22 protein-coding genes, 1 tRNA gene, 1 pseudogene and 2 riboswitches are annotated in these 25,212 nt (G+C 71.0%); of the genes and pseudogenes, 7 read left to right on the top strand and 17 right to left on the bottom strand.

Annotation, left to right across the window (positions count from 1 at the left end; translation table 11 throughout):
- Positions 1 to 30: 30 nt before the first annotated feature.
- On the bottom strand, positions 31 to 486 hold the full coding sequence (locus tag ACFQVD_RS22360) for a phospholipase A2 (RefSeq protein ID WP_343975471.1): 456 nt from the start codon (positions 484 to 486) through the stop codon (positions 31 to 33).
- Between the two features lie 301 nt (positions 487 to 787).
- Entirely contained in the window at positions 788 to 2,188 is a 1,401-nt protein-coding gene (locus tag ACFQVD_RS22355; RefSeq protein WP_343975468.1) for a serine hydrolase domain-containing protein, read from the bottom strand.
- Between the two features lie 310 nt (positions 2,189 to 2,498).
- Between ACFQVD_RS22355 and ACFQVD_RS22350 the strand changes: the two genes are divergently transcribed.
- On the top strand, positions 2,499 to 3,245 hold the full coding sequence (locus tag ACFQVD_RS22350; protein WP_343975465.1) for a toxin glutamine deamidase domain-containing protein: 747 nt from the start codon (positions 2,499 to 2,501) through the stop codon (positions 3,243 to 3,245).
- Positions 3,242 to 3,511 carry a hypothetical protein gene (locus ACFQVD_RS22345; RefSeq protein WP_343975462.1) on the top strand — a complete coding sequence of 90 codons (270 nt, stop codon included), beginning with the start codon at positions 3,242 to 3,244 and terminating at the stop codon, positions 3,509 to 3,511. The genes ACFQVD_RS22350 and ACFQVD_RS22345 overlap by 4 nt, the downstream gene beginning before the upstream one ends.
- A 94-nt stretch (positions 3,512 to 3,605) precedes the next feature.
- Here the strand turns inward: ACFQVD_RS22345 and ACFQVD_RS22340 are convergent, their stop codons facing one another.
- From ACFQVD_RS22340 to bcp, 7 genes and pseudogenes are all read right to left on the bottom strand, one after another.
- Positions 3,606 to 6,116, bottom strand: coding sequence for an ABC transporter permease (locus tag ACFQVD_RS22340; protein WP_343975459.1), 2,511 nt, complete (start codon positions 6,114 to 6,116; stop codon positions 3,606 to 3,608).
- Between the two features lies 1 nt (position 6,117).
- Positions 6,118 to 6,882: an ABC transporter ATP-binding protein gene (locus tag ACFQVD_RS22335; protein WP_386274366.1), complete on the bottom strand. Its 765-nt coding sequence runs from the start codon at positions 6,880 to 6,882 to the stop codon at positions 6,118 to 6,120.
- A gap of 267 nt (positions 6,883 to 7,149) precedes the next feature.
- The gene (locus ACFQVD_RS22330; protein ID WP_343975993.1) at positions 7,150 to 7,815 is read right to left on the bottom strand and encodes a response regulator transcription factor; all 666 of its coding nucleotides are present in this window, start codon (positions 7,813 to 7,815) and stop codon (positions 7,150 to 7,152) included.
- 82 nt (positions 7,816 to 7,897) lie between these two features.
- A complete protein-coding gene (locus ACFQVD_RS22325; RefSeq protein WP_343975452.1) occupies positions 7,898 to 9,097 on the bottom strand; it encodes a sensor histidine kinase in 1,200 nt (399 codons plus the stop codon).
- Between the two features lie 654 nt (positions 9,098 to 9,751).
- Positions 9,752 to 9,825, bottom strand: a tRNA-Leu gene (locus tag ACFQVD_RS22320).
- A gap of 30 nt (positions 9,826 to 9,855) precedes the next feature.
- Positions 9,856 to 9,996, bottom strand: a pseudogene (locus ACFQVD_RS22315) (HNH endonuclease); the annotation flags it as partial.
- 371 nt (positions 9,997 to 10,367) lie between these two features.
- Positions 10,368 to 10,832 carry a thioredoxin-dependent thiol peroxidase gene (bcp, locus tag ACFQVD_RS22310; RefSeq protein ID WP_343975449.1) on the bottom strand — a complete coding sequence of 155 codons (465 nt, stop codon included), beginning with the start codon at positions 10,830 to 10,832 and terminating at the stop codon, positions 10,368 to 10,370.
- Between the two features lie 111 nt (positions 10,833 to 10,943).
- On the opposite strand from bcp, the gene ACFQVD_RS22305 reads away from it, so the two are divergent.
- On the top strand, positions 10,944 to 11,276 hold the full coding sequence (locus tag ACFQVD_RS22305; RefSeq protein ID WP_343975446.1) for a DUF3618 domain-containing protein: 333 nt from the start codon (positions 10,944 to 10,946) through the stop codon (positions 11,274 to 11,276).
- A 187-nt stretch (positions 11,277 to 11,463) separates the two neighbouring features.
- Positions 11,464 to 11,940, top strand: coding sequence for a hypothetical protein (locus ACFQVD_RS22300; RefSeq protein WP_343975443.1), 477 nt, complete (start codon positions 11,464 to 11,466; stop codon positions 11,938 to 11,940).
- 140 nt (positions 11,941 to 12,080) lie between these two features.
- On the opposite strand, the gene ACFQVD_RS22295 is transcribed toward ACFQVD_RS22300, so the two are convergent.
- A complete protein-coding gene (locus ACFQVD_RS22295) occupies positions 12,081 to 13,274 on the bottom strand; it encodes an amino acid deaminase/aldolase (protein WP_343975440.1) in 1,194 nt (397 codons plus the stop codon).
- Positions 13,275 to 13,422: 148 nt separating this feature from the next.
- On the opposite strand from ACFQVD_RS22295, the gene ACFQVD_RS22290 reads away from it, so the two are divergent.
- Entirely contained in the window at positions 13,423 to 14,061 is a 639-nt protein-coding gene (locus ACFQVD_RS22290) for a DUF6286 domain-containing protein (protein WP_343975437.1), read from the top strand.
- 224 nt (positions 14,062 to 14,285) lie between these two features.
- Here the strand turns inward: ACFQVD_RS22290 and ACFQVD_RS22285 are convergent, their stop codons facing one another.
- From ACFQVD_RS22285 to ACFQVD_RS22265, 5 genes are all read right to left on the bottom strand, one after another.
- Entirely contained in the window at positions 14,286 to 16,067 is a 1,782-nt protein-coding gene (locus tag ACFQVD_RS22285; protein WP_343975434.1) for a hypothetical protein, read from the bottom strand.
- A gap of 114 nt (positions 16,068 to 16,181) precedes the next feature.
- Complete coding sequence (locus ACFQVD_RS22280; protein WP_343975431.1) at positions 16,182 to 17,558, bottom strand: L-serine ammonia-lyase; 1,377 nt, start codon at positions 17,556 to 17,558, stop codon at positions 16,182 to 16,184.
- Between the two features lie 70 nt (positions 17,559 to 17,628).
- Positions 17,629 to 18,018: a glycine cleavage system protein GcvH gene (gcvH, locus tag ACFQVD_RS22275; protein WP_030906360.1), complete on the bottom strand. Its 390-nt coding sequence runs from the start codon at positions 18,016 to 18,018 to the stop codon at positions 17,629 to 17,631.
- Positions 18,015 to 19,106, bottom strand: a complete 1,092-nt coding sequence (gene gcvT, locus ACFQVD_RS22270; protein ID WP_343975424.1) for a glycine cleavage system aminomethyltransferase GcvT — start codon at positions 19,104 to 19,106, stop codon at positions 18,015 to 18,017. The genes gcvH and gcvT overlap by 4 nt, the downstream gene beginning before the upstream one ends.
- 40 nt (positions 19,107 to 19,146) lie before the next feature.
- Positions 19,147 to 19,231: riboswitch (glycine riboswitch) on the bottom strand.
- Between the two features lie 2 nt (positions 19,232 to 19,233).
- Positions 19,234 to 19,332, bottom strand: a riboswitch (glycine riboswitch).
- 70 nt (positions 19,333 to 19,402) lie between these two features.
- The gene (locus ACFQVD_RS22265) at positions 19,403 to 19,990 is read right to left on the bottom strand and encodes a PadR family transcriptional regulator (protein ID WP_343975421.1); all 588 of its coding nucleotides are present in this window, start codon (positions 19,988 to 19,990) and stop codon (positions 19,403 to 19,405) included.
- Positions 19,991 to 20,055: 65 nt separating this feature from the next.
- On the opposite strand from ACFQVD_RS22265, the gene ACFQVD_RS22260 reads away from it, so the two are divergent.
- The gene (locus ACFQVD_RS22260) at positions 20,056 to 20,766 is read left to right on the top strand and encodes an ABC transporter ATP-binding protein (RefSeq protein ID WP_343975417.1); all 711 of its coding nucleotides are present in this window, start codon (positions 20,056 to 20,058) and stop codon (positions 20,764 to 20,766) included.
- Positions 20,763 to 23,543 (top strand): FtsX-like permease family protein, encoded by a 2,781-nt coding sequence (locus tag ACFQVD_RS22255; RefSeq protein WP_386271934.1) that lies wholly within the window; start codon positions 20,763 to 20,765, stop codon positions 23,541 to 23,543. The genes ACFQVD_RS22260 and ACFQVD_RS22255 overlap by 4 nt, the downstream gene beginning before the upstream one ends.
- A 69-nt stretch (positions 23,544 to 23,612) precedes the next feature.
- On the opposite strand, the gene ACFQVD_RS22250 is transcribed toward ACFQVD_RS22255, so the two are convergent.
- On the bottom strand, positions 23,613 to 24,308 hold the full coding sequence (locus ACFQVD_RS22250; protein WP_343972061.1) for a gamma-glutamyl-gamma-aminobutyrate hydrolase family protein: 696 nt from the start codon (positions 24,306 to 24,308) through the stop codon (positions 23,613 to 23,615).
- Between the two features lie 139 nt (positions 24,309 to 24,447).
- A complete protein-coding gene (locus ACFQVD_RS22245) occupies positions 24,448 to 25,212 on the bottom strand; it encodes a 3-oxoacyl-ACP reductase (protein ID WP_343972058.1) in 765 nt (254 codons plus the stop codon).

Genomic DNA, 25,212 nt, shown 5'->3' with positions numbered 1-25,212 from the left:
TGTCCTCCGTGGATGGAAGCGCGCCGGAGATTAGAAGAAGTGTTCGCCGCCGTGGTCGCGGACGTACTTGTAGGCCGTGTAGGCGCCGCCCAGGCACCCCTGGGTCGCGCCACCGCTGGGGCCGTAGGTGTCGAAGCAGATACGGCGCATCTCATGCCAGAAGCGCTCGTCGATCCACTCCTTGGTGGCGGGGAACGGGCTCAGTTTCAGAGCTCCGTGGTTACCGAAATTGCGGTAGCCGAAATCGTGGATGACGCACGCGCGACGGAAGAACTGTCCGATTCCGGTGCAGCCGTCGGTGCTCCAGTCGAACGGCGCGACGCGCGGGTGCCGTTCGAAGTCCGGATAGTTCAGCCCCATGATGTGGCGGGCGTCCTCGTACACTCCCGCCGAAGAGATCTCGGCCGAGGCGGCCGCCGGACCGCCAGTGGCCAGGGCCAGGGTCGTGATCAGGGCGAGGACGCCCTTCTTGACCGGGTCGCGCATGTGTCTCCCTCACTGGTCGGTACGTCGGCCCTGCTCGTGGCCGCCGGTTCCGATCACCGCCGTCACGAGCCGCGGCAGCCGGAGCGTTCACGCGGGTCTTCCGGCCTCGGCCGGATCGCCTGCCGCGGCGCTCACCTCGCTGCGGCACCGAGAGTGCTTCAGGCCGGTCACCTTTCGGTCGCTTCCCGGTGACCTGCCTGGTCAGAGGCCCGCAATCCGGTACGGCCCCTTTGGCGTCCGGTGCGTGGGCGGACAGCGGACGCTCGTCGACCATCCGTTGCCGGAGGGGACGCCGGTCGGGTCAGGTCCGCCGGATCGAGGCGGGCCAGACGACGATGTCGGGTTGCAGGGGATGGTCGGCGTTCTGGACGCCGACGGCGGCGAGACCGCCCGTGAGCCCCGCCGCCGTACGGTGCAGCCAGAGGGCCGGGGCGTGCGGCCGCGCGGCCAGGTCCGGGGCGTCGACCAGGCCGTCGAGCTCCACGGTGACGGAGGACCCGGTGACGTGCAGCCCGGTGATCGCATGTTCGGCGGAGTTCCACCTGGCGGTGCCGGAGGCGTCCGGGGCGATCGACAGGGAGAGCGGCACCGCCCCCGAGGGCAGGTCGAGGCTTCCCGACCACGCGCCGCCGACCTCGGTGGCCGGTACGGAGGACAGGTCGTCGTCGGGTGAACCGCCTGCGCGTACCAGCGGCGTGAAACCCGGCAGCAGAGCGGACAGGATGTCGTTGGCCACCGAGATCAGCAGATCCCTGCCGCTCTGCACGTTGGCCAGGGCCGCGATCACGATCCCCGCCGTGGGGACCGCGACCAGGTAGGCGGCCACGCCGCCCATGCTGCCGCCGTGGAAGGCGACGGGCAGGTCGCCGTGGTGCCGCACGCCCCAGCCGATCCCGTAGCCGTCGGCCCCGGGCCACGGCGCGGTGGGACGGCGGCTCGCGGCGAGCGCCTCGGCGGGCAGGGCGCTCGTGCCGCCCGCGTGCGCGAGCCCGAAACGGAGCAGGTCCCGGACGCTGCACCAGGCCTCCGCCGCCGCGCCGTGCCCGGTGACGTAGGGCGGGTACGCCGAGCCCGACGAGGTGTGGCGCCGGGCGGCGCCGAGGCCGCCGTCCGGCTCACCGAACCGGGCCGACCGCATCCCCAGCGGTTCGAAGATCAGCTTGGACAGCGCGTCCGCCAACGGGGAGCCGGTGACCTCCTCGATGACCGCGCCGAGCAGCTCGTAGCCGACGTTGGAGTAGGTCTGCCGGCCCCCCGGCGGGAACACGACACGGGCATAGGTCCGTAGCAGGTCGTTCCTGCTCGGCGCCCGATCGATCTCGTCGCCGTAGAAGAATCTGAGGAACGTGGGGAAACCACCGGTGTGGTTGGCGACCTGCCGGAGGGTGGGGACCGCCTCGTGGCCGGGCAGCGGCCGGTAACGCGACACCGGGGCGTCCAGATCGAGCGCGCCACGTTCGGCCAGGACGGCCAGTGCCGTGCCGACCATGGGCTTGGTGACGGAGGCCAGGCTGAAGGGCGTGTCGACCGTGGCGGCGACGCCGTCCCCGACCGAGGCCAGTCCGAACGCGGCTTCGAGCACCGTCGTCCCCCCGGCCGCGACGGCGAGCGCGGCTCCGGGCACCTCGCCCGAGTCGCAGGCGTCGCTCAGCCGGCGAGCCGCCTGGAGGACGAGGGTGCTGATCTGGTCACCGGGGGTCATCGTCTCCCATTCCTGCTTTTCGGTCCGTATCAGGGCGACATCGGGCAGACCAACCTATCGATCTACCCGGCCGGCCCTGTGAGCCGGGCCGTTCGCGGAACGCGGCGCCGTTCGTGGTGTCGCGCTGTGCGAGGTGAGGGCGAGAAGCAGCGGTTTCCATGATCTGGGGGCTTTGCGCGCCGTCGGCGTGCCAAATCCCCCGGAGAGCGGAAAATCCCCGGTCACCACCTCTGCAAATGGTCAACTCCTCCGTGCCGCGCCGGGAGCCGCTCTACTATCTGGCTCCCAGGGGTCGGGGGACGGGGGAGCGGTGAGTGGGTGGAGTTTGGCCTCGGGGGTCTACAACCCCGTGGTGACCGTGGACGGGCAGCGGTGGCGGGACTTCGAGCTGGAGTTTCAGGCGCCGGCGGCGGCGGTGCCCCGGGAGCGGGAGCGGATGCGCTGGGGGCCGGCCCGGTTGGACCAGTGCCGGCCGTACGGGGTAGCGGGCGGGTTGGCCAGGCCCGATCCGCAGACCGAGGAGGACATGCTGCGGGCCGTCCCGGTCACCGAGCAGGGCACTCCGCGCCGCTTCCCCGACCCGCGCGGCATGTGGATCAGGCTGATCAACGGGACCGGGCCGGCCGACGACCCGTTCCGGGCCACCAACGCGATCGACTGCGCGCTGTCGGTGCTCTCCACCTGGTACGGGGCCCCGGCGGTGGCCGCGCCCCGGCGGCCTGAGTACGACCGGGTCGGCAGGCCGCTGCTCAGCGGCGAGGCCGGGGGAGTGGCCAGGGCGGAGCGGTGGCTGGGACAGCGCTTCCAGTACGTGGGGCAGGGGCGCCACGCCTACCTGCCGATCGCGCAGGCGCTGCTGGCCGGGGGGCACGGCTCCTCGGCCGTGGTCGTCAATCGCTGGCCGGCCGGGGGCAGCCACGCGTGGAACGCGGTGAACTTCGACGGCGAGGTGATCTGGATCGACGGGCAACGGGGACACATGGCGGTGGAGCCGCCGTACGAGTCGGTGACCGGCGTGTTCTGCGTCGTGATCGACAGGGAGGGGCGGCGGCTGTGAACCCGGACCAGGCCAGGGCGGTGGCGGAGGAGTACTTCAATGGTGTCCGCGGCGCGGGCGCCGCCGTCGAAATCAGGATTTATGCCTTTCAAGAGGGCTATGTCGCCTGGTCGAATGAGCCCGACTCCGACGATCCCAGCGTGCTGCCCGACACCGTCGGCTCCGGGTGCGTGGTCATCGACAGGGCCACCGGCGAGATCGTCATCCGGCCGCTGCTCAACCCCGAGACGGTGGCGGAGCAGTGGCCGGGACGCCGCCCCCGATAACGGAGACGTCCCGGCCACCATGCTCAACCTGCCCGGTTCCGCCGGGCCTCACCTCACGCTCGGGCCCGCTCGCGAACTCACGGCCCGGCGGCGCTCAGCCGCTCGCGAGCGAGCCCACCACCGAGGCGCGGGCCGCGCGCCGGGCGGGCAGGACCGCGGCGAGCACCCCGGCCAGGCCGGACAGCGCCACGAACGACAGGATCTGCGGCACCGGCAACTGGAGGATGACGTTCTCGGTCATCGTCCGCGCGGCGGCCCAGCCGAACCCGATGCCCAGCACCACGCCGACCAGCGCGCCGATGAGCCCCAGGACCAGCGCCTCGACCGAGAGCGTCCGCCGCAGCTGGGGCCTGGTCAGGCCGAGCGCCCGCAGCAGCGCCGACTCGCGGGTGCGCTCGTGGACCGACAGCGAGAGCGTGTTGGCGATGCCCAGCAGGGAGATGAGCACCGCCAGGCCGAGCAGCCCGGTGATGATCATCAGCATCATGTCGAGCGCCTCGTCGAACTCGCCCCGCACCTCCGTCGAGCTGGCGACCTTCGCCGTCGGGTACGGCCGCGTCGCCGCCTCGACGGCCATCAGCGCCCGGTCGGGATCCACGCCGTCGGAGTGGTTGACGATCACTCGGCTGTCACCCACCTCGCCGAAGTAGCGGTCGAACTCCCGCTCCGGAACCGTCACACCGGAAAGGCCCGACTCCTGGTCGGAGACGCCCACGATCGACAGCTCGACCGCACCCGCCTTCGGCGTCCGCACGGTGATCCGGTCACCGACCCCGGCCTTGAGCCGCTCGGCGACATGGTCCGCGACCAGCGCCGTGCCCGGCACGAGCCGGTCGACCGAGCCCGCGTCCAGCTTCGGGGCGAAACCCGGAGCCGGGGTGAACGTCCCCACCTCGTATTTCTCGTCCCCGGTCGCGAGCCTGGCGGTGCTTGACCGGAACGCGACGACCGCGGTCAGCTCGGGCCTGGTCCGCAGGTCCTCGGCGATCGCCCGGGGCAGCTCCGAACTGCGATCCTGGCTCCGCACCAGGTAGTCGATCGGGAACTGCTCGTCGAGCTGATGGGCGTACGTCACCCGGATGGTGCCGGTGAGGACGGAGATGACGGTCATCAGCGTCACGCCCACGGTGAGCGCCACCGTGGTGGTCGCCGACCGCTTCGGGTTACGCCGGGAGTTGTCCACGGCCAGTCTGCCCGGCACCCCGAAGAGCCTGGCCGGAACCCAGCCCGCGAAGGCGGACAGCGGCTTCACGATCACCGGGCCGAGGGTCAGCACCGCCAGGAAGATGAGCGAGCAACCGGCCATGACCACGACGAGCGCGGACTCGCCGGGCGCCGTGGCCATGCCCGCCGCGGTGATCCCCGCGCCCGAGACCAGAAAGAGCGCCGCGAAGATCATCCGTACCAGGCCGGCCCTGAAGGTCTGCTCCTCGGCCTGCGAGCGCAGCGCCGCGATCGGCGCCACCCGCGTCGCCGACCTGGCGGGCGGCAGCGCCGCGCCGACCGTGACGGTCAGGCCGATGACCAGGCCCAGGACGATCGTACGAGGCGTCAGGGAGGCCGCGACCGACGGCAGCGGCGCGCCGACCGCGGTCAGCACGGCCAGCGCTCCCGCCCCCATCCCGTAGCCGAGCAGCAGGCCCAGCACCGACGACAGCAGGCCGACCACCGCCGACTCCAGCACGATCGAGCCGAAGACCTGCCCGCGCGTCGCCCCGATGCAGCGCAGCAGCGCCATCTCACGGGTCCGCTGGGCCACCAGGATGTTGAAGGTGTTGTAGATGACCAGCGCGGCCACGAACATCGCCACCACGCCGAACAGCAGCAGGCCCAGGGTGAGGAACTCGCTGCTGGCGCCGTTGGCCTTGGCCAGGTCCGCCGCGTACCGCTCACCGGTCTTGACCTGGTGACCCGCCCCCACGGCCGCCGCGACCGAGGCGCGCAGCGTCTCCTGGGAGACCCCCTCGGCGGCGGTGACGTCGACCTCCCGGAACCCCCGCTGCCCGGTCATCTCCCTGGCCGTGCCGGTGGTGTAGCCGACCGCGCCGCTGTACCCGATCTCCTGGTCCAGGCCGACGTCGAACAGGCCCACCAGGGTGAACTCGTGCCTGACGTTCTCCGAGTCGAGCACCGCGATGGTGTCACCGACCCTGAAACCGCGAGTCCTGGCCGTACCCTCGTCGAGCACCGCCTCCTTCGCGGTCCTCGGCGCCGTACCGCTGACGATCGAGGTACGGTTCAGCGCGCCCTCGGGCAGCGAGATCCCCACCGTGGGATGGTCACCGGCCGCCTTGCCGTCCTTGCCGATCAGGGCGGACGTGCCCCGCACCAGCCCCTGGGCGTCGGCGACGCCTTCCACGGCGCGGATCTTCTCCAGGGTCGCGTCGGAGAGGACCGGAGCCCCGCCGCCGCTGTCCGGCAGCGGGAGCACCGCGACGTCGATCCGGTCGGCCGCCGCCGCGAACTTCTGGGTGAAACCCGCCTCGATGGTGTCGGTCAGTACGAACGTCCCCGCGATGAAGCCCACACCCAGCGCGATCGCCAGCGACGTCAGCAGCAGGCGCAACCGGTGCGCGCGCAACCCGGCCAGCGTCGTCCTCAGCACCTCACGCCTCCAGCTTCATCAGCGTGTCCAGCACCGACTGCGGCGTCGGCCCCACCAACTCGCTGACCAGCAGGCCGTCACGGAGGAAGACCACCCGGTCGGCGTAGGAGGCCGCCACCGGGTCATGGGTGACCATCACGATCGTCTGGTTCAGCTCGCGCACCGACGTACGCAGGAACGACAGCACCTCGGCACCGCTCCGCGAGTCCAGGTTGCCGGTGGGCTCGTCGGCGAAGATGACCTGCGGCCCGCTGATCAGGGCACGGGCGACCGCGACCCGCTGCTGCTGGCCACCGGACAGCTCGGAGGGCTTGTGCCCCAGCCGGTCGCGCAGCCCCACGGTCCCCACGACCAGGTCGAACAGCTCCGGGTCGGCCAGCCGCCCGGCGATCTCCAGCGGGAGCCGGATGTTCTGCTCGGCGGTCAGCGTCGGCAGCAGGTTGAACGCCTGGAAGACGAAACCGATCCGCTCGCGGCGGAGCAGGGTGAGCTGCCTGTCGTTGAGACCGGTGAGCTCCACGTCCCCGATGCGCACCTGCCCGCCGCTCGCCGTGTCCAGCCCGGCCAGGCAGTGCATCAGCGTGGACTTGCCCGACCCTGAGGGCCCCATGATCGCGGTGAAGGCGCCGGACGAGAACGAGACGTCCACGCCGCGCAGCGCGTGCACGGCGGTGTCCCCCCGGCCGTACACCTTCGTGAGACCCCTGGCCGTCACGGCCGGCTCCGCGCCTCCGCGTGCGCCCCACGCGCCGACCTCTCCGGTGATGGTCACGGCAGTTCTCCTCAACAACGTATGGCGTTATGACGCACCAAACGCTATTGGCGAGAAAAGCGGGATCCATCATGAATTAGGCCTGACCTGCGGCCCTACGCAGGGCGTACCCGGAAGGCGAGACAGCACCTACGTCGCAGCACCACCTCGGCCATTCGGCCGATGGCGTCCACGACGACCGGCCGGGACGGAAGAGAGAGAACGGCGGACACGGCTCGAACAGGCCGACGCCGACCCGCGACGACCGTCCCCGATGCCGGGCTAGCCCGCCGAATGCGGGGTGACCAGGCCGGACTCGTAGGCGTACACGACCACCTGCGCCCGATCCCGCAGGCCCAGCTTGGCCAGCACCCGGCCCAGATGCGTCTTGACCGTCGCCTCCGCCAACTCCAGCCGCCCGGCGATCTCCGTGTTCGACAACCCCCTCGCCACCAGCACCAGCACCTCACGCTCCCGCGCCGTCAACCCCGACAGCGCGGCCGGCTCGGCCACCCCCGCTGAGGGAAGATGCACCGCGAACCGCTCCAGCAACCGCCGCGTCGTACTCGGCGCCACCACCGCGTCGCCACTGTGCACCGAATGGATCGCACTCACCAGATCGGCGGGCGGCACATCCTTCAGCAGGAACCCCGACGCACCCGCCTTCAACGCCGCGAACGCGTACTCGTCCAGATCGAACGTGGTCAGGATCAGCACCCGAGGCCCCCCGGCCACCGAACGGATCAAACGCGTCGCCTCCACCCCGTCCATCACCGGCATCCGCACATCCATCAGCACCACATCGACCTCGACCGCCCGCACCGCCTCCACCGCGGCGGCCCCGTTACCCGCCTCCGCGACGACCTCGATACCCGGATGGGCGCCGAGCACCATCCGGAACCCGGTACGCAACAACTCCTGATCGTCGACCAGCATCACCCGAATCACCCGGTCGCTCACCGCTCCACACCCGTCCTGCTCTCCACGGAACGCACCCGATCGCCACCACGCCCGACCCGGACACCCACTCTCAAGCCGCCCGACCCGCCCCGGCCTCGCCGATCGGCAGCCGCGCCACCACCCGGAAACCACCACCGGAACCCGGCCTCGCCTCCACACTCCCACCGAACAGCGCGACCCGCTCCCGCATGCCGACCAGGCCGTGCCCGCCCTCCCGCCGCGGCGCCGCGGCACCACGACCGTCATCGGTCACCCGCAACAGCAACTCCCGCACGCCGTACTCCATCTCCACCACGGCCCTGCTCTCCGGACCGCCGTGCTTGAGAGTATTGGTGAGCGCCTCCTGCACGATCCGATAGACGGTCAACTGCTCCCCCTCAGGAAGCCTCCGCGGCGCCCCGAGCACCCGGAACTCCACCGGCAGCCCGGACGCACGCACCCGCGCCACCAGATCGTCCAGCTGCGACAGACTCGGCTGCGGAGCGTACTCCTCCTGCACGCCATCGGCCCGCAACACACCCACCATCCGCCGCATCTCCGCCAGCGCCCCGCGCCCCGTCGCCGAGACCGCCCGCATCGCCTGACGCGCCTGCTCCGGATCATGCTCGATCGCGTAACCCGCCCCGTCCGCCTGAACGATCATCACGCTCACATTGTGCGCGACCACATCGTGCAGCTCACGAGCGATCCGAGCCCGCTCCGCCGCCGCCGCCAACCGGGCCTGCTGATCACGCTCCCGCTCCGCCCGCTCGGCCCGCTCCTCCAACCCCTCCAGATAGCGGCGACGGGTGTTCGCGTAGATCCCCGCGATCCAGATCGCCACCGTGAACGCCGAGACCGTGGCGAAGGCACTCACGTCAAGTTCCGGCACCAACCGCGCGAACGCCAGAGCCAGCCCCAGCTCCACCACCAGACCCGCGCCGACCGCCCAGCGCAGCGGGCGCCGCGACGCCACACCGTACATGGCGACGAGCACCGAGACATTGAAGAACAACGGCTGCACACCGAGGAGCCACTGCAGGAAACAGGTCAGCGAGATGATCGCGAAAACCGCGACGGGACGCCGCCGCAGCCAGAGCAGCGGCACGAACAGCAACAACCCCAGCCCCGCGAACCCCCACAACCCCAGCCTCGCCGCCCCCAACGCCGCCAGGTCACCCGTCCCGACGGCCCAGACATTGAGCACCGAGACCAGCAGGAACGGGCTCAGCCACAGCGCGTCCGTAATCCCGGGGTGGCGCCTGCTCCAGGCGCGTAATCTGCCGAACACACCACCACGATACGTATGCGCGGATCACCGCCCTTCCCCCTGAAGACGGAGTCGGACGTACGACCCAGGTCGCACATCCGGCACGACTTACAGAGCCTTTACGGACCCTGCGGCACCATGGTTTATGGGAGCACCCTCCGGGGTGAGTAAAGGGAGACAGTTTGTGATGATCAATCACAACGACGCCGGGTCGCGCGGCATTTAGACCACGCCGCGCGACCTGACGTTTTCCCGTTCCCCCTGCCACACCGGATACCGCTCGGATGCTTCGGTGATCTCCTCCGAATCACCCGCTTACCCGCGCGGATCCACAGGGTCTCTCCCGTCCAGCGGTGGACATCCTGCCGTTCCGGGCGACGCCGGTCCCACTAGCGGTCGACCGGAGCTCACGAGGGTGACTCACCGAAGCCGTCCCGCACGGCGAAGCGACCCGAACCTACGTCCCCGGCCGCACCCGCCACACCGGACGCGGCGGCACGGTCTTCCGCGAGGACGGATTCGCGCAGTAACTGAATGGCCCTGCGTATGACCGCGGATCTCGACGCGAAGCGTCTTTCGGCCCGGCAATATTCTATGAAGAATGAATCCTGGGCCGATATTGTTACGTTGGTGTCTATCGACTTCATGTCGACCGGTTGGCTTTGAATTGTTTTGTAGGGCCGCCGGGATTCGAACCCGGACTGGCACGGACCTAAACCGTGTGTCTCCTGCCTTTGGACTACGGCCCCTTTGTTTTTTCCTGCGAAATTCTCTGTCTGTGAATGGCAATTCGGGCAGAGAAAGCGTAGGTTTTCTTTTCTGTTGTCCAGCCAGTTGCCATTGATATGGTCAACGTGCAGTGTCAATGCCTGACCTTGCCAGGCGCCCTCGATCCTACAGCCCGCGCAGCGGTATGGCATCCCGATCTCGATCAAGCTGCGCCTGAGCTGCCCGGGTTTCGGGCGCGGGCTGCCCTCCGGCCGCATGACGAGAACCTGTTCCGGGAGACGGCGTCGTGGTGAGGAGTGTCCTCGATGATGTGCTTGGCCGAGGAAGTGCGATGTGTCGATTCCGAGGCGCTTCAGTTGGCGGCTGATGTGGGCGTGGTTGCCGCCCGCGACGGTGATGCCGAGGCGGCGGAGGACGTCGGTGACGCTGAGGGAGTCGGCCGCGGCCTCCGCCAGCATTTCGGGGGTGTATTTGTATTTGACGGGCACGCGTCAAGCCTAGGCAACAGATACGACAATTCTCGACGCGTGCCCACGTCATGATAAATGGCTAAAAAAGGGATTTAATCGACGCCGAGTTCGCGGCGGAGCCGGGCCACGTGGCCGGTCGCCTTCACGTTGTAGAGAGCTTTCTCGACCTTGCCGTCGGCGTCGATGACGAAGGTGGAGCGGATGACCCCGACCGTCGTCTTGCCGTACATCGTCTTCTCCCCGTAGGCGTCGTAGGCCTTGTGGACCTCCAACTCCGGGTCCGACAGCAGCGGGAAGGTCAGCGCGTCGCGCTCGACGAACTTGGCGAGCTTGGCGGGGGTGTCCTTCGAGACGCCGAGCACGGCGAGGCCGGCCGAGGTGAGCGAGGCCAGGCTGTCGCGGAAGTCGCAGGCCTGTTTGGTGCAGCCGGGGGTCATCGCGGCGGGGTAGAAGTAGAGGATGACGCGCCTGCCGCGGTACTGCTCAAGCGACACGGTGGTGCCGTCGGCGGCCGGAAGCGTGAAGTCCGGGGCGGCGTCGCCCGGCTCGAGTTTCATGATGTCCCTCCGAGGAATGGTTCCCCGGTCAACTTACCGGCCTGTCCGAAGTGCCGTGGGTGGTCCGGACCTGACAGACTGATCGATGTCAAGGAGTAGGGGAGGAGAGCCATGGCGGACACCGATCCCGCGGAGTTGGAGCGGCAGATCGAGCGCACGCGCGCGGAGTTGGCTCAGACGGTGGACGCCATCGCGGACCGGGTGAGCCCCAAGCGGGTCGCGGAGCGTGGTGTGGCGAAGGTCAGGGCGAACGCCGAGCATTTCGTCGCCCAGGTCGGTGACCTGGTGACCGGTGCGGCGGGGCCGAAGCCGGTCAGGCTGGATGGGGAGCCCGAGGATCTGTGGGCGGACGACCGGCCGGATCTGGCACCGATTCTGATCGGTGTGGGCGCGTTGCTGGCGGTCAGTGCGGTGATCATGTTGTGGCGGCGCCGCCGGCCGTGACCGGTGGACGGCGCCGTCGCGCGGCGGTGGGTGTGCTTCGATGCCTCCGGCCGTACGGATTCGGCGCCGATCCTGACCACTGTGGGGGCACCGGTGGTCGGAGGTCCCGAGTTGAGTAGGGGTTTACTCATGCGCCTTTTTCCTTGCTCGCGGAACATTGCGAGCAGGGAAAAAGGAGGGTAAATCCGTGAAAAGCATCATTCGCGCTGCGGTCGCGGTGGCGGCGACCACCGGTCTCATGCTGACGGTGGCTCCGGCCGCCTTCGCGGCGGCGGCGCCGGCGTCGGCCGCGCGCGACTTCGACGACAGCTTCGACCAGGAGTCCAGGAACGGTCTGGCCACGGTCGAGGCCGAGTACTCGGTCGAGGGCGACGACGAGGACGAGAACACGTTCGCGCTGCGGGGCGGGCTGTACGACGGTGACAGGCGCTCGCTGGCCCGGGGCGGGCGGTGTGCCTACTTCGAGGTGCAGGCCGCCTCGTCCGATGACGAGGACTGGAATGCCGTCAAGCGCGTGAAGCAGTGCGGTTATGACGACACCAAGTACTTCCGCGTCAAGGCGCACGACGTCAGCGAGGTGCGGGTGAGGACCTGCCAGATCAGCTACCGGGGTTGGTCCACCTACAAGTGCAGCAGGTGGTACGAGCTCGACCTGGGCTTCTAGAGGTTTCCGCCGAGCCCTGACACGGGGGCCTCTCCGGGCGCGGGGGCGGCGCGGGCCTCCGGGGCCGGAGGGTGGGGATGGGACACGAGCGGGCACCCGCCGGTGGGCGAGGTGTCCGCTCCGCGTGCACGGGTGGTGGGTCAGAGGAAGGTGCGGCCCTCGCCCCGGTAGGTGGGGACCTCGTCCACCACCCTGTCCCCGTCGATCAGGTGCAGACTGGCGAAGCGCTCGCAGAGCTCGCCGGCCTTGGCGTGCCTGAACCAGACCCGGTCGCCGGTGCGCAGGTCCTCGGCGGCCTGTCCGACCAGGGGGGTCTGGACCTCGCCGGCTCCCTCGTCGGGGTCGTACCGCAGCCCGCACGGCAGGTAGGGCTGGGGCAGGCGGTCGGCGCCGGGGGCGCCGGAGGCCGGGTAGCCGCCGCCGAGGACCGTGACGACGCCGGGTGCGGGGCGGCGCACGACGGGCAGGGCGAAGAGGGCGGCGGGGTGGCCGCCGAAGCCCCGGTAGAAGTCGAACAGGCGGGGGTGGAAGAAGCCGGAGCCGGCGGCGATCTCGGTGACGGCCCTCTCCCTGGTGGTCTTCTCGATGCTGCCGGTGCCGCCGCCGTTGACGAACTCCAGGTCGGTGATCTGGCGGACGGCTTGGACGATCCGGCCCCTGCGTGTGATCAGCTCGCGCTGGGAGCGGGTCTGCATCAGGCGGATGGCCCGGGTGAGGGCGGGCTTGCCGGGAGGGTCGTCGCCGACCCCGGCGATCTGCGCCTCGTACGCCATCACGCCCACGAGGCGGAATCCGGGGCGTTTGGCGATCCGGGTGGCCAGGTCGGCGGCCTGGTCGCTCTCGCGGACGGGGGAGCGGCGGACGCCCGCCCGGAACCGGCCGCCGAAGGCGAGGTAGCCCGCGTCGATGTCGAGGCAGACCCGGATCTCCTGGCGGTCGCGGACGCCGGCGACGGCGGAGTCGACGAGGTCGAGGTGGTCGATCTGGTCCACCATGACGGTGATCTCCCGCGCGGCGAGCGGTTCGGCGGCCAGCTCGGCGAGCGCGGCGCGGTCCACCGTGGGGTAGGCGACGAGCACGTTCCGCATTCCGGTGGAGACCAGCCAGAGGGCCTCGGGGAGGGTGAAGGCCATGATCCCGGTGAAACCGTCCATGGCGAGGATCCGTTCGAGTACGGCCCGGGACCTGACGGACTTGCTGGCGACCCTGATCGGCTTGCCGTGAGCCCGATGGAGCATTCCCTCGGCGTTGGCGCGCAGGGCGGGCAGGTCGAGGACGGCGAAGGGGGGGTCCAGGTGTGCGGTGGCCCGGTTGTAGCGCTGGAGGTCGTCCATGTCCGCAGGATAACTCGGCTCGGGAGAATATGAGCAGTGTTCATGTTGATGGAGGGTGCTCAATGCTCCCGCAAGGAGGGCCCCAAGATCGCGCAAGAGGGTGGTTGATCCCGGCCTCGCCCCCGCCGGAACGCGTACACCTGACCGAATGACGACTACTCTCCAGGACGTCCTGGCGGGCTCGGCGGGCACCGGGAGCGCGGGAGGCAGGGCGGCCGAGCAGTTTCAGGACGTCCGCCGCAGGTCGGTGCGGCTGCTTCGGCCGGGGAGGACCCCGGCGGGCGTGTCGGCGGCGCTGGTGGCGTCCGTCGTGCTGTCGGTCTCGGCCGCGGTGACCGTGGGCCTGCTGATGGAGTCGCCCGTCGCGCGCATGCCCTACCGGCGGCTCGTCAACGGGGTCGGCTCGTGGAGCTGGTCGGACCCCGTCGTGTTCGCCATGGCGGTGCTCGCCATGGCGGCGGGCCTGCTGATGCTCGGGCTCGCGGCCCTGCCGGGACGGCCCAGACTGGTGCCGCTGGAGTCGGGGGATCCGCACCTGGTGATCGGGATCACCAGGTCCGGACTCTGCCGCACGCTGGGGGAGGCGGCGGCGTCGGTGGAGGAGGTGAACGGGGCACGGGTCCGGCTCGCCTCAAGGATCGTCGAGGTCACCGTGTTCACCGAGGCCGAGCGGACCGGGCCGGTGCTGCGCGGGGTGGGCGCGGCGGTGGGTGACCGGATGGCGGGCCTGGGCGCGATGTGCGCGGGCGACGTCGTGGTGCGGCTGCGCAGGCGGAGGGTCAGATGAGACCGTACCTCGGCAACCGGATCGGCCTGGCCGTCACCGGCGCGGTGCTGGCCTGCACCGGTCTCTACGCCTTCCTGCGGGGACGTGGTGACCTGCCCGGCCGGCCGCCGGGGGCCAGGCTCGTGCGCGGGGGGTTTCCCGGGTGGCTGGCCGCGCATCCGTGGCTGGGCTGGCTGGTCGCGCTGCTGCTGGTGGTGCTCGCGCTGCTGGCGGTGCGGTGGCTGCTACACGCCCTGGGCTGGAGACGGTGGGGCAGGCGGACCGGAACGGGGACCGCCATGCTCGCTGTTGCCCTTAAAGAAGTCGAAGGGCTCGTCCGGATTCGGGTCAGGTACGTAAGGCACGAGCGGCTGCGGATCAGTGTGGGCTGCGCGCCGGGGACCGACGTCGGCAGGCTCGTGGCGCGGCTGAACAAGGACGCGGTGGGGAAGGTCAGACGGGCTCTCGGGGAGGTAGAACTCGGCACGATGGTTCGGCTGCACGTCCGTCGGCGCTGACCTGCCGTACACCGGCTCCTCGACGGGGCTCGCGTACACCGGCCGCTCGGCGGTCCTGCCGTAGGCCGGTTCCTCGTCCGGTTCCGCGTCCTCCGCCTCCTCGGGGGCGCTCTCCCGGTGCCGGACGCCGAAGGCCAGTCCGGCGGCCAGGCAGAGCAGCGGGAGCGCGGGCACCACGTAGCGGTGGTCGAAGGCCGCGATGAAGGGCGGCAGGATCAGCAGCATGGTCCCCGCGGCCCAGGGCAGCAGCACCGCGCCGCCGAGCCGCCGCAACCGCATCAGCACGCCGACCAGGCCGACCAGGCAGATCACCGCGAGGAACGGGCCGCGCACGAAGCCGTGCTCCTGGTAGCCGCGTAGCCAGCCCGCGTACGGCTCGGCCATCGTCGGCGCGCCCGAGGAGCCCTGGTAGGCCACGGTCAACTGCTCGGCGGTCTTCCCCTGTGAGGCGGCCCCGGTGGAAAAGGGGCGCGGCGTGTCGGGGAAGACGTAGGCGCTCTGCGGCCCGGGGGTCGGGTAGACGCGCCGGGTCCAGTCGAAGATGTGGACCGCGTCGTCCAGGCCCGCCCGCAGGAAGTCCAGGGGCTGGGCCTTGATGGCCTGGGTGGCGAAGGCGCCGGCGAGCGCGTCGCGCTCGGCCCAGCTGCCCTTGACCTTGTTCAGCGGTGAGGCGCCGTCCCAGATGTAGACCGGCGGCGCCGCGCGCCGCCCTACCGGTTCCGTGGGGCACAGGGCCGCCTCGGGGCCGGTCGGCTGGATCCTGGCGCAGTCGGCGAAGGTCATCGTCCGCGCCCACAGGAAGGTGTTGCCCCGGGTCAGTGCGTAGCCGCCGTGCTCGGATTCGAACCAGGCGGCGTAGGAGCCCAGGCCGATGGCGGCGGCCAGGGTCGCGGAGACGACCGCCCGCCACCCGGCCCGGCGGATCACCAGGCAGACCAGCGCCACGGCGATCAGCGGCAGCCCGATGGTCCGGGTGACCGTCGCGGCGGCCAGCAGCAGGCCGGCCAGCGCGGCGACCCAGGCGGCCGGGCGTCGCCGCCACAGCAGCAGGGTGACCGCCAGCACCGCCAGGAACTGGAAGAGCAGGTCCGCCATGACGAGGTGTTCGAGCTGGATCTGGTGGGCGTCCAGCAACACCGGCAGCGCGGCGAGCGTCGCGCCCCATCCCGGCAGGCGGCCCAGCCTGCGCAGCAGCAGGTAGACGCAGAGCGCCACGGCCAGCCCGAGCAGGTGCTGGACGACGACCACGGCCTGGACGCTGGCCAGCGGCTTGAGGATCCACAGGAACAGCGAGTAGCCCGCGGGACGGGACTCCAGGGGACGGGGGTCGAGCCCGGCGCTCAGGTAGACGAAGGAGTCGGCCCAGAACCACAGGGCGGGCCGGTAGCCGAGCACCGCCAGGGCGCGCAGGCCGCCGCCGGCCAGCAGGGCGGCGATGAAGAGCCAGTGTGCCCCGAGGAAACGGAGCACCCGCGAGGCGCGGTTCGCCGGGTGCGTTCCCGTTACCACCACGACCTCCCGAGTCCCGCGGACATGGCCACCCAGCATAGGCGCGAGATGGGAGGGGCCCATACGTGATGCGAAATTTGGTGGTGATCGAGTTCTTTGTGGCGTTCCAGGCGTTCAGCACTCGATGACGTTCACCGCGAGCCCGCCGCGGCTGGTCTCCTTGTACTTGTCGAGCATGTCGCGGCCGGTGTCGCGCATCGTCTTGATGGCCTTGTCCAGCGAGACGAAGTGCCGGCCGTCGCCGCGCAGCGCGATCCTGGCCGCGGCGATGGCCTTGATCGAGGCGACGGCGTTGCGCTCGATGCACGGGATCTGCACCAGGCCGCCGATCGGGTCGCAGGTCAGCCCCAGGTTGTGCTCGATGCCGATCTCGGCGGCGTTCTCGACCTGCTCGGGGGTGCCGCCCATCACCTCGGTGAGCCCGGCGGCGGCCATCGAGCAGGCGGAGCCGACCTCGCCCTGGCAGCCCACCTCGGCCCCGGAGATGGAGGCGTTCTCCTTGAACAGCACGCCGATCGCCCCCGCGGTCAGCAGGAAGCGGATCACTCCCTCGTCATCGGATTCGCGGACGAAGCGGTCGTAGTAGGTGAGCACGGCGGGGATGATGCCCGCGGCGCCGTTGGTGGGCGCGGTGACGATCCGGCCGCCGGCGGCGTTCTCCTCGTTGACCGCGAGGGCGAACAGCGAGACCCAGTCCATCGTCTGCAGCGAGTCCTTCTCTCCAGGCTCGCTCCGCAGCTGCCGGTGGAGCTGGTGGGCGCGGCGGCGGACCTTCAGGCCGCCGGGCAGCACGCCCTCCTTGTCGATGCCCCGTCGCACGCACTCGCTCATCACCTGCCACAGGACGAGCAGCTGGGCGCGGATCTCGGCCTCGGTGCGGCCGAACGCCCGCTCGTTCTCCAGCATCAGCCCGGAGATCGACAGCCCGGTCTCCGCGCACTGGGCGAGCAGTTCCGCGGCCGTGGTGAAGGGGTGCGGCAGGACCGTGTCGTCGGGTTTGATCCGGTCGGCGCCGGTGGCGTTCTCGTCGACGACGAAACCGCCGCCCACCGAGTAGTAGACCTTCTCGCGCAGCGTCTCGCCGGACTCCGACAGGGCGGTGAAGCGCATGCCGTTGGGGTGGTGGGGGAGCGAGATCTTGCGTTCGAAGACGAGGTCCTCGCCGATGACGAAGGGGACCTCGTGGGAGCCGTACAGGCGGACGGTGCCCGAGGCGCGCATGGCGGCCAGCCGCTCGTCGACCGTGTCGACGTCGACCAGCTCGGGTTTCTCGCCCGACAGGCCGAGCAGCACCGCCTTGTCACTGCCGTGGCCCTTGCCGGTCAGCCCGAGCGAGCCGTACAGGACGGCGCTCACCCGCGCGGTCTTCTCCAGCAGCCCGTCCCGGTGCAGGCCCCGGGCGAACTTGTGGGCGGCGGCCATCGGGCCGCCGGTGTGCGAGCTGGACGGGCCGATTCCGATCTTGAAGAGATCGAAGACACTGATCGTCATCTGAATCCTTCCAGCGCGGACGGTCACGCGTGCCCGAGGACGCGCGTGACCGTGACGCGGGGCGTCGAACTTATGACTCACCCGAGGTGAGCGCGGTGTACTCCTCCGGCGACAGCAGGTCGTCGGCGGAGCCCTCAAGACGTACGCGGAACAGCCAGCCGTCACCGTAGGAGTCGCTGTTGACCAGCGAGGGGTCGTCCACGACCGCCTGGTTGACCTCCACGACCTCGCCGGTGACCGGTGCGAAGATGTCGCTCACCGACTTGGTCGACTCGACCTCGCCGACGGCGTCACCGGTGGCGATCGACGCGCCGACCTCGGGTACCTGCACGTAGACCACGTCGCCGAGCGCCTCGGCGGCGTAGGCGGTGATGCCCACGGTGAGGGTCAGGCCGTCGTCGACGCCGCCGATCCACTCGTGTTCCTTGGTGTAGTGCAGGTCCTCGGGAATGCTGCTCATTTTTTCCTCCTGTAGAAAGGCAGTTCGACGACCTCGACCGGCTCGCGGCTGCCCCGGATGTCGACGGCCAGCCCCGACGACAGGCCGCTGTCCACGTAGGCCATGGCGATGGGCCTGCCCAGTGTCTGGGAGGGCGCCCCGCTGGTGACCTCCCCGGCGACCGTGCCGTCGTCGGCGACCACCACCGGATACCCGTGCCGGGGCACCCTGCGGCCGCCTCCGACCAGGCCGACCAGACGACGGGCCGGCGGGACGTCCCTGAGCGGTTCGAGGGCGGCCCGGCCGACGAAGTCGCCCGGCTTGTCAAACCTCACCACACGGCCGAGCCCGGCGTCGAACGGAGTGCGGTCCGCGGAGAGTTCGTTGCCGTAGAGCGGCATACCGGCCTCCAGACGGAGGGTGTCGCGCGCGGACAGTCCGGCGGGGACCAGCCCGTGCGGTGCGCCCGCCTCGGTGAGGGCGGCCCAGAGGGGTTCCGCCGCCGAGGCCGCGACGAACAGCTCGAAGCCGTCCTCGCCGGTGTATCCGGTGCGGGCGACGAGGGCCTCGTGGCCGGCCACCACGGCGGGCAGGCCCGCGTAGTACCCGAGCCCGTCCAGGTCGGCGTCGGTGAGAGTGCTCAGGATCTCCACCGAGCGCGGCCCCTGGATCGCGACCAGCGCGTACTCCTCGGAGCGGTCCCGCACCGCGGCGTCGAAGTCCTTGGCGCGCTCGGTCAGCTCGGCGGCCACCCGGGGGTAGTTGGAGGCGTTGGCGACGACCATGAACTCCTCGGGGGCCAGCCGGTAGACGATCAGGTCGTCCAGCACGCCGCCTCCGGCGTCGACGATCATCGTGTAGCGGGCGCGGCCGGGTGCCAGCGCGGAGAGGTGGCCGACCAGCGCGTAGTCGAGGGCCTCGGCGGCCTGCGGGCCGGTCACGAAGATCTCCCCCATGTGGGAGAGGTCGAACAGGCCGGCCGCCTGGCGGACCGCGTTGTGCTCGGCGGACTCGCTGCCGTAGCGGAGCGGCATCAGCCAGCCCGCGAAGTCGGTCAGCGTCGCGCCGAGGGACTCGTGCACGCCGCGCAGCGGCGTAGGTCGGGACATGTTCGCACCTCAGACAAGGGACAGATGAGATCATCCTCCCCCTCTGTCATTGGTGCCTGAGAGTTTCATCCGGGTTTTGCCGGACTTTCACCTTCGGCGAGGTCGTGGGACCTGCTTTCCAGAGGCACCTACCCGCACGGTCCTTTGCCTTGAGAGGTTCGCGGGGAGGGCTTGCTCCTTCAGGGGTCCTGGCCTGGATGTCAGGACACTCTCCCGCGCGGGGTTCATCGGTGTCGTCGGCCAGCCTAACCGCCCGCACCGGCCGAGCGAAATCCCCTCGGGCCCGTCGGCCGGGATCAGGCACCCTCGCCCAGTGCCCGGAGACCATCGCCCTCGGGCCCTACGGTGTGCACGTCCGCGCTGGCGGCGGCCATCGCCGCCAGGCGCTCCTCGGCGCCGTCGACGATCTGCAGGTCGGCTCTGGTGTGCGCGATGGCCGCGTCGACGAGCAGGGACACCAGGGGGTCGCCCTGCTCGCGGCGCAGGCGGGTCAGCGCCGCCAGGTCAGAGAGGTAGGCCTGGCGCTGCGCGGACACGAACGAGCCGAGCGCGTCCGTGCCCAGCCGGGTGGCCGCGAGCAGCTTGAGGAACAGTTCGTCCCGGAACCCCGACGAGCGGACCCAGGGAGCGCCCGCCCACTCCCGCAGCTCACCGGCGCCGCTCTCGGTCAGCCGGTACAGCGTCTTGTCCGGGCGGTCGCTCTGGGGCACGTGGCTGCGGGTCACGTGGCCGTCCCTGACCAGCCGGTCCAGGATCTGGTACAGGTGCCCGATGTTGAGGCCGCCCCACTGGGGGCCGACCGCCGCCTCGAACCGGGCCTTGAGTTCGTAGCCGTGGCTGGGCCCGTCGGCCAGCAGGGTGAGCACGGCATGGCTAAGTGGCATGATTCCTACATTGTCACAAGTTAGGAACTTCACGGACCCCCCTGCATTGTGACAATGTATCGGCCATGAGCGTTGAAGTCAGCCTGCGAGGCGTCAGCCGGGTACACGGCTCCACCCGGGCACTCGACGAGGTCGGCCTGGAGGTCGAGGCCGGTCAGGCGGTCGCGTTCACCGGGCCCTCGGGAGCGGGCAAGTCCACGCTCCTCCATCTCGTCGGTGCGATGGATCTCCCCGACGGGGGTGAGATCCACGTCGGAGGGAGGCGCGTCGACGATCTCGGGCGCCGGGGTCTCGACCGGCACCGGCGCGCGGTGGGCTTCGTCTTCCAGCGCTTCCACCTGCTCCCGGCGCTGAGCCTGCTGGACAATGTGCTCGCCCCCGTGCTGCCGCTCAGGGTGGGCTTCGACCGCCGGGCCCGCGCCAGGGAACTGCTGGCCGCGGTCGGGCTGGCCGACCGGGAACGGGCGCTGCCCGGCGAGCTCTCCGGCGGGCAGCAGCAGCGGGTGGCGATCGCCCGGGCGCTGATCGCCCACCCGCCTCTGCTCCTGGCGGACGAGCCCACCGGCAACCTCGACAGCGTCACCGGCCAGGAGATCGTGGACCTGCTGTTCTCCCTGCGGGAGGAGTACGGCATGACCATGCTGGTCGCCACCCACAACCCCGAGGTGGCGGCGGCGTGCGACCGGGTGGTCCGGATGCGGGACGGCCGGATCACCGGTGACGACCGGGTGACGCCCGCCCAGGACGTGCTCGGCCGGATCGGGCGGCTCGGATGACCCGCCTGGTCTGGGCCCAGCTTCGCCACCGGCTTGCCCGGGCACTGGTGCTCCTGCTCGGCATCGTGGTCGCGGCCACCGGGTTCACCGTGCTGACCGGCACCGCCGAGACCCAGCGTCTGGAGATCATCGGCACCGTCGGGGAGAACTTCCGCGCGCAGTACGACATCCTGGTCCGTCCGAAGAACTCGGCCACCACCATCGAGCGGTCGCAGGGGCTGGTCCGCGCCAACTACCTGTCGGGCATCTTCGGAGGGATCACCTTCGACCAGTACGAGCGGATCAAGCAGGTCAACGGCGTCGAGGTCGCCGCCCCGATCGGCATGATCGGTCATGTCGTGCACACGGCAGCTGTCCGGGTCGACGTGACGGACCTGCTGCACGAGGGCGACCGCACGATGCTGCGCGTGGAGCGCACCCGGGTCACCGACCGGGGCCTCACCCGGATCCCGTTCCTGCAGCCCCGGTACGAGTACGTCACCCGCCGCCCTGTCACGCTCGACTTCACAGAGGTCGCGGACGGGGGCGAGTACGTCGAGGCGGCCGAGGAGGAACTGCCCGGCGGCCGGCGGGTCCGGTTGGCGACCTCGCTCGGCTGGTCGCAGGACCCGGCGAGGACCAGCCCCTTCCCCTCCGAGCGGACGCTGCCCGACCGCGGCTACTGGTCCACGCGGACCGGTCTGGGCGACATCGGCGGATACTTCTGGGACGGATTGAAGCCCGGCCAGGCGGGCGTGCCGCTCTACCAGGAGTTCCCGTTCGTGCTCGCGGCCGTCGACCCGGATGCCGAGGCCCGGCTGGCCGGGTTGGCGGGGGCGATGGTCGAGGGACGGTACCTCACGGCGAAGGCGGCCAAAGACGATCCCAACGAGATCCCGCTGATCGCGGCCTCGGTGCCCTACGCGGACCAGCGGGACGAGGTCGTGATCCGGCGGCTGCCCGCCGAGGCGGCCGAGAAGGTCACCGAGGGCGTGCCGGCCAAGAGGCTCCTGCCCTATCTCGCCGCGAACCGGGGCGAGGAGGTCAGACGTCTCACCCTCGACGCCGGACAGGTCTACGAGTCGATGCTCGACCGGTGGTCGGATCTGTCGGACGGGCACTACGTGCCGTTGACGAGGTACTGGGCATCCGGGCCCGTCGAGTACCGGCAACGGGGAGCTCGTGAGCTCGCCGCGCTCCCGGTGCGGAACGGGTCCGGTGTCTGGAAGGATCCGTGGTTCTCGGGGGTGGCGGGTGTGGCCAAGGACTCTCCGGGCGCGACGGTCGGGGCATCTGACACCCAGTTCCGCACGCTGAACCGCAGGGCGGTCTCCAGACGCCACACCGGGGACCTCAAGTCCCGCGTCGTCGGACGGTTCGACCCGGCCAGGCTGCCCGGTTTCAGCGAGCTGACCCGGCTTCCCATGGAGACCTACAACCCACCGGCCGCCACGCCGGGCGACGGCCGGACCGCCGCGCTCCTCGGCGGACGGGACCTGCTGCCCAACGACAACGTCGCCGGATACCTCCAGACGCCGCCCCTGCTCCTCACCAGCCTGCAGTGGCTGGAGGAGATCGCGGAGAGGACCGAGGGGCGGCCCGCGGCGCGGGCGCCGCTGAGCGTCATACGGGTGCGGGTCGACGGTGTCACCGGGCCCGACCCGGTCAGCCGGGAGCGGATCAGTCAGGTGGCCAGGGACATCGTGGCGGCCACCGGACTGAAGGTGGACATCACGGTCGGCTCGTCGCCGTCGCCGATGACGGTGGACCTGCCCGCCGGGTCCTTCGGGCGTCCCGCGCTGACCCTCCGGGAGGACTGGGTGAACAAGAACGTCGCCTACCGGATCCTGAACGCCGCCGACCGCAAGTCGCTCGTGTTGTTCGTACTGGTCCTGGCCGTCTGCGGGTTGTTCGTGCTCAACGGTGCGGCGGCGGCCGTGCGGGCCAGGAGGTCCGAGCTCGGCGTGCTGGCCTGTCTGGGCTGGTCGCGGCCGAAACTGTTCGGGACCGTGCTCTGCGAGGTCGGTGCCATCGGCCTGCTGGCGGGCCTGCTGTCCGTCGCGCTGGCCTGGCCTGTCGCCCTGTGGTCGGGGGTGGCGCCGCCGGGGCAGCGGGCGTGGCTGGCGGTCCCGGCGGCGGTGACGCTGGCGCTGCTGGCGGGACTGACCCCGGCCTGGCGGGCCTCGCGGGTGCCGCCCGCGGAGGCGGTGCGGCCGGCCGTGCGGTTGCCGCGCAGGGCGCGCTCACCGCGCGGGGTGGCCGGGCTGGCGGTGAGCGGGTTGACCAGGTCCCCCGGGCGGACCCTGCTGGGCGCGGCGACGCTCGCGGCCGCGGTCTTCGGGCTGACGGTGCTGCTCGGCGTCACCTACGGCTTCCGCGGCCGGGTGGTGGGCTCGCTGCTCGGCGACGCCATAGTGGTGCAGGCCCGCCCGGCCGACTACGCGGCTGTCGCGGTGATGTTCGGGCTGGCGGTGCTGGCCGTGGCCGACGTGCTCTACCTGGGGGTACGGGAGCGCGACACCGAACTGGCCGCGCTGCGCGCCTCGGGCTGGTCGGGGGGCTCGCTGGCCCGGCTGATCGTCCTTGAGGGGGCCTGCATCGGCCTGCTCGGCGCCCTCGCCGGGGTCCTGGGCGGGGTGACGGCCGCGTTCGCGCTGGCGGGCGGCCTGCCGAGTGCGGTGGTCGTGGGAGCGGCGGTCGCGGCGGTGGTGGCCGTCACGCTCGCGGCCCTGGCCTCCGCCGTTCCCGCCCTGCTGGTGCAGCGGCTCCCGCTAGCCCTGATCCTCACGCGGGAATGAGCCCGGCTCCGGTGCTCCGCTCCACGGTGAGCGGCCTTGTGTCGAGCGGGCCTGGGTCGAGCGGGCCGTTCAGCGGCGGGCGTGCCGGACCAGCGCCTCGAACAGGGCCGGCTCGTCGTCGGTCTCGGGATGCCACTGGACGGCGAGGGCGAACGGGTGATCCTCCACCTCCACGGCCTCCACCGTGCCGTCCTCGGCGTGGGCGGTCACGGTCAGGCCCTCGGCGAGCAGGTCGACGGCCTGGTGGTGGTAGTGGGCCACGTCCACGGTCTCGGTTCCGAAGACCTTCGAGGTCAGGCTGCCGGGGGCGAGCCGCACCGGCATCCTGCCGTAGTCGCCGGGGGCCGGGGCGTGCCCCTGGTGGCCCACCACGTCGGGCAGGTGCTGGTGGAGGCCGCCGCCGAGGGCGACGTTCAGGATCTGCATGCCCCTGCAGACGCCGAGGAAGGGCAGGTCCCGCTCCAGCGCCGCCCGGACCAGCCCCAGCTCGGCGTCGTCGCGGAACGGCCGGACGTAGCCGGTCCGCTCGTGCGGTTCCTGCCCGTACCGTTCCGGGCCGACGTCCCCGCCGCCGGCCAGGATCAGCCCGTCCAGGCGATCCACCAGCGTCGCGGGGTCGCCCGCGGGTGGCAGGATCACCGGCTGCCCGCCCGCGCGGGCCACGTGGTCGACGTAGTCGTACGGCAGCAGCGCGGTGGTCGTCTCCCAGACGGTGAACCTCGCGGGCTCGACGTAGCAGGTGATGCCGATGACGGGACGGGACATGATCTCTTTCTCACACGGACGCCGGGGACATGGGACATCCGCCCACGTCCTCGCACGTTATCGGGGCCAGGGTATGGCCTGGGCAAATCCCGCCGCCGCGGGTCGCGAAGGCGGCGGGAGCGGAGCCGGCGGGGAGCGGTCAGAGTGGCGTGACGTAGGCGCCCGAGATGCCGCCGTCCACCAGGAACTCCGAGCCGGTGATGAAGCTCGCGTCGTCCGAGGCGAGGAACGCCACCGCGGCGGCGATCTCGGTCGCCTCGGCGAAGCGGCCGATCGGGATGTGCACCAGGCGGCGCTGTGCCCGCTCGGGGTCCTTGGCGAACAGCTCCTGCAGCAGCGGGGTGTTGACCGGGCCGGGGCAGAGCGCGTTGACCCGGATGCCCTCGCGGGCGAACTGCACGCCCAGCTCGCGCGACATCGCCAGCACCCCGCCCTTGGAGGCGGTGTAGGAGATCTGGCTGGTCGCCGAGCCCATCACGGCCACGAACGACGCGGTGTTGATGATCGACCCCTTGCCCTGCCGCCGCATGTACGGGATGGCGTGCTTGCAGCACAGGTAGACGGAGGTGAGGTTGACCTCCTGGACCCGGCGCCAGGCGTCGAGGCCGGTCTCCAGGATCGAGTCGTCCTCCGGCGGTGAGATGCCCGCGTTGTTGAACGCGATGTCCACGCCGCCGTAGCTGTCGAACGCGGTCTGGAACATCCGGGCGACGTCGTCCTCGCTGGTCACGTCGGCCTTCACGAACAGGCCGCCGACCTCGGCCGCGGCCGCGGCGCCGGTCGTCTCGTCCAGGTCCACGCACACGACGCGGGCGCCCTCCTCGGCGAACCGGCGCGCGGTGGCCAGGCCGATCCCGCTGCCGGCGCCGGTGATGACGGCCACCCGGTCCTGCAAACGCAGCAT

Source organism: Streptosporangium amethystogenes subsp. fukuiense (genome assembly GCF_042665875.1).
GTDB classification, from domain to species: Bacteria; Actinomycetota; Actinomycetes; order Streptosporangiales; family Streptosporangiaceae; genus Streptosporangium; species Streptosporangium fukuiense.
The sequence above is the reverse complement of the archived record's forward strand: the minus strand, read 5'-3'. Positions and strand labels throughout refer to the sequence as shown.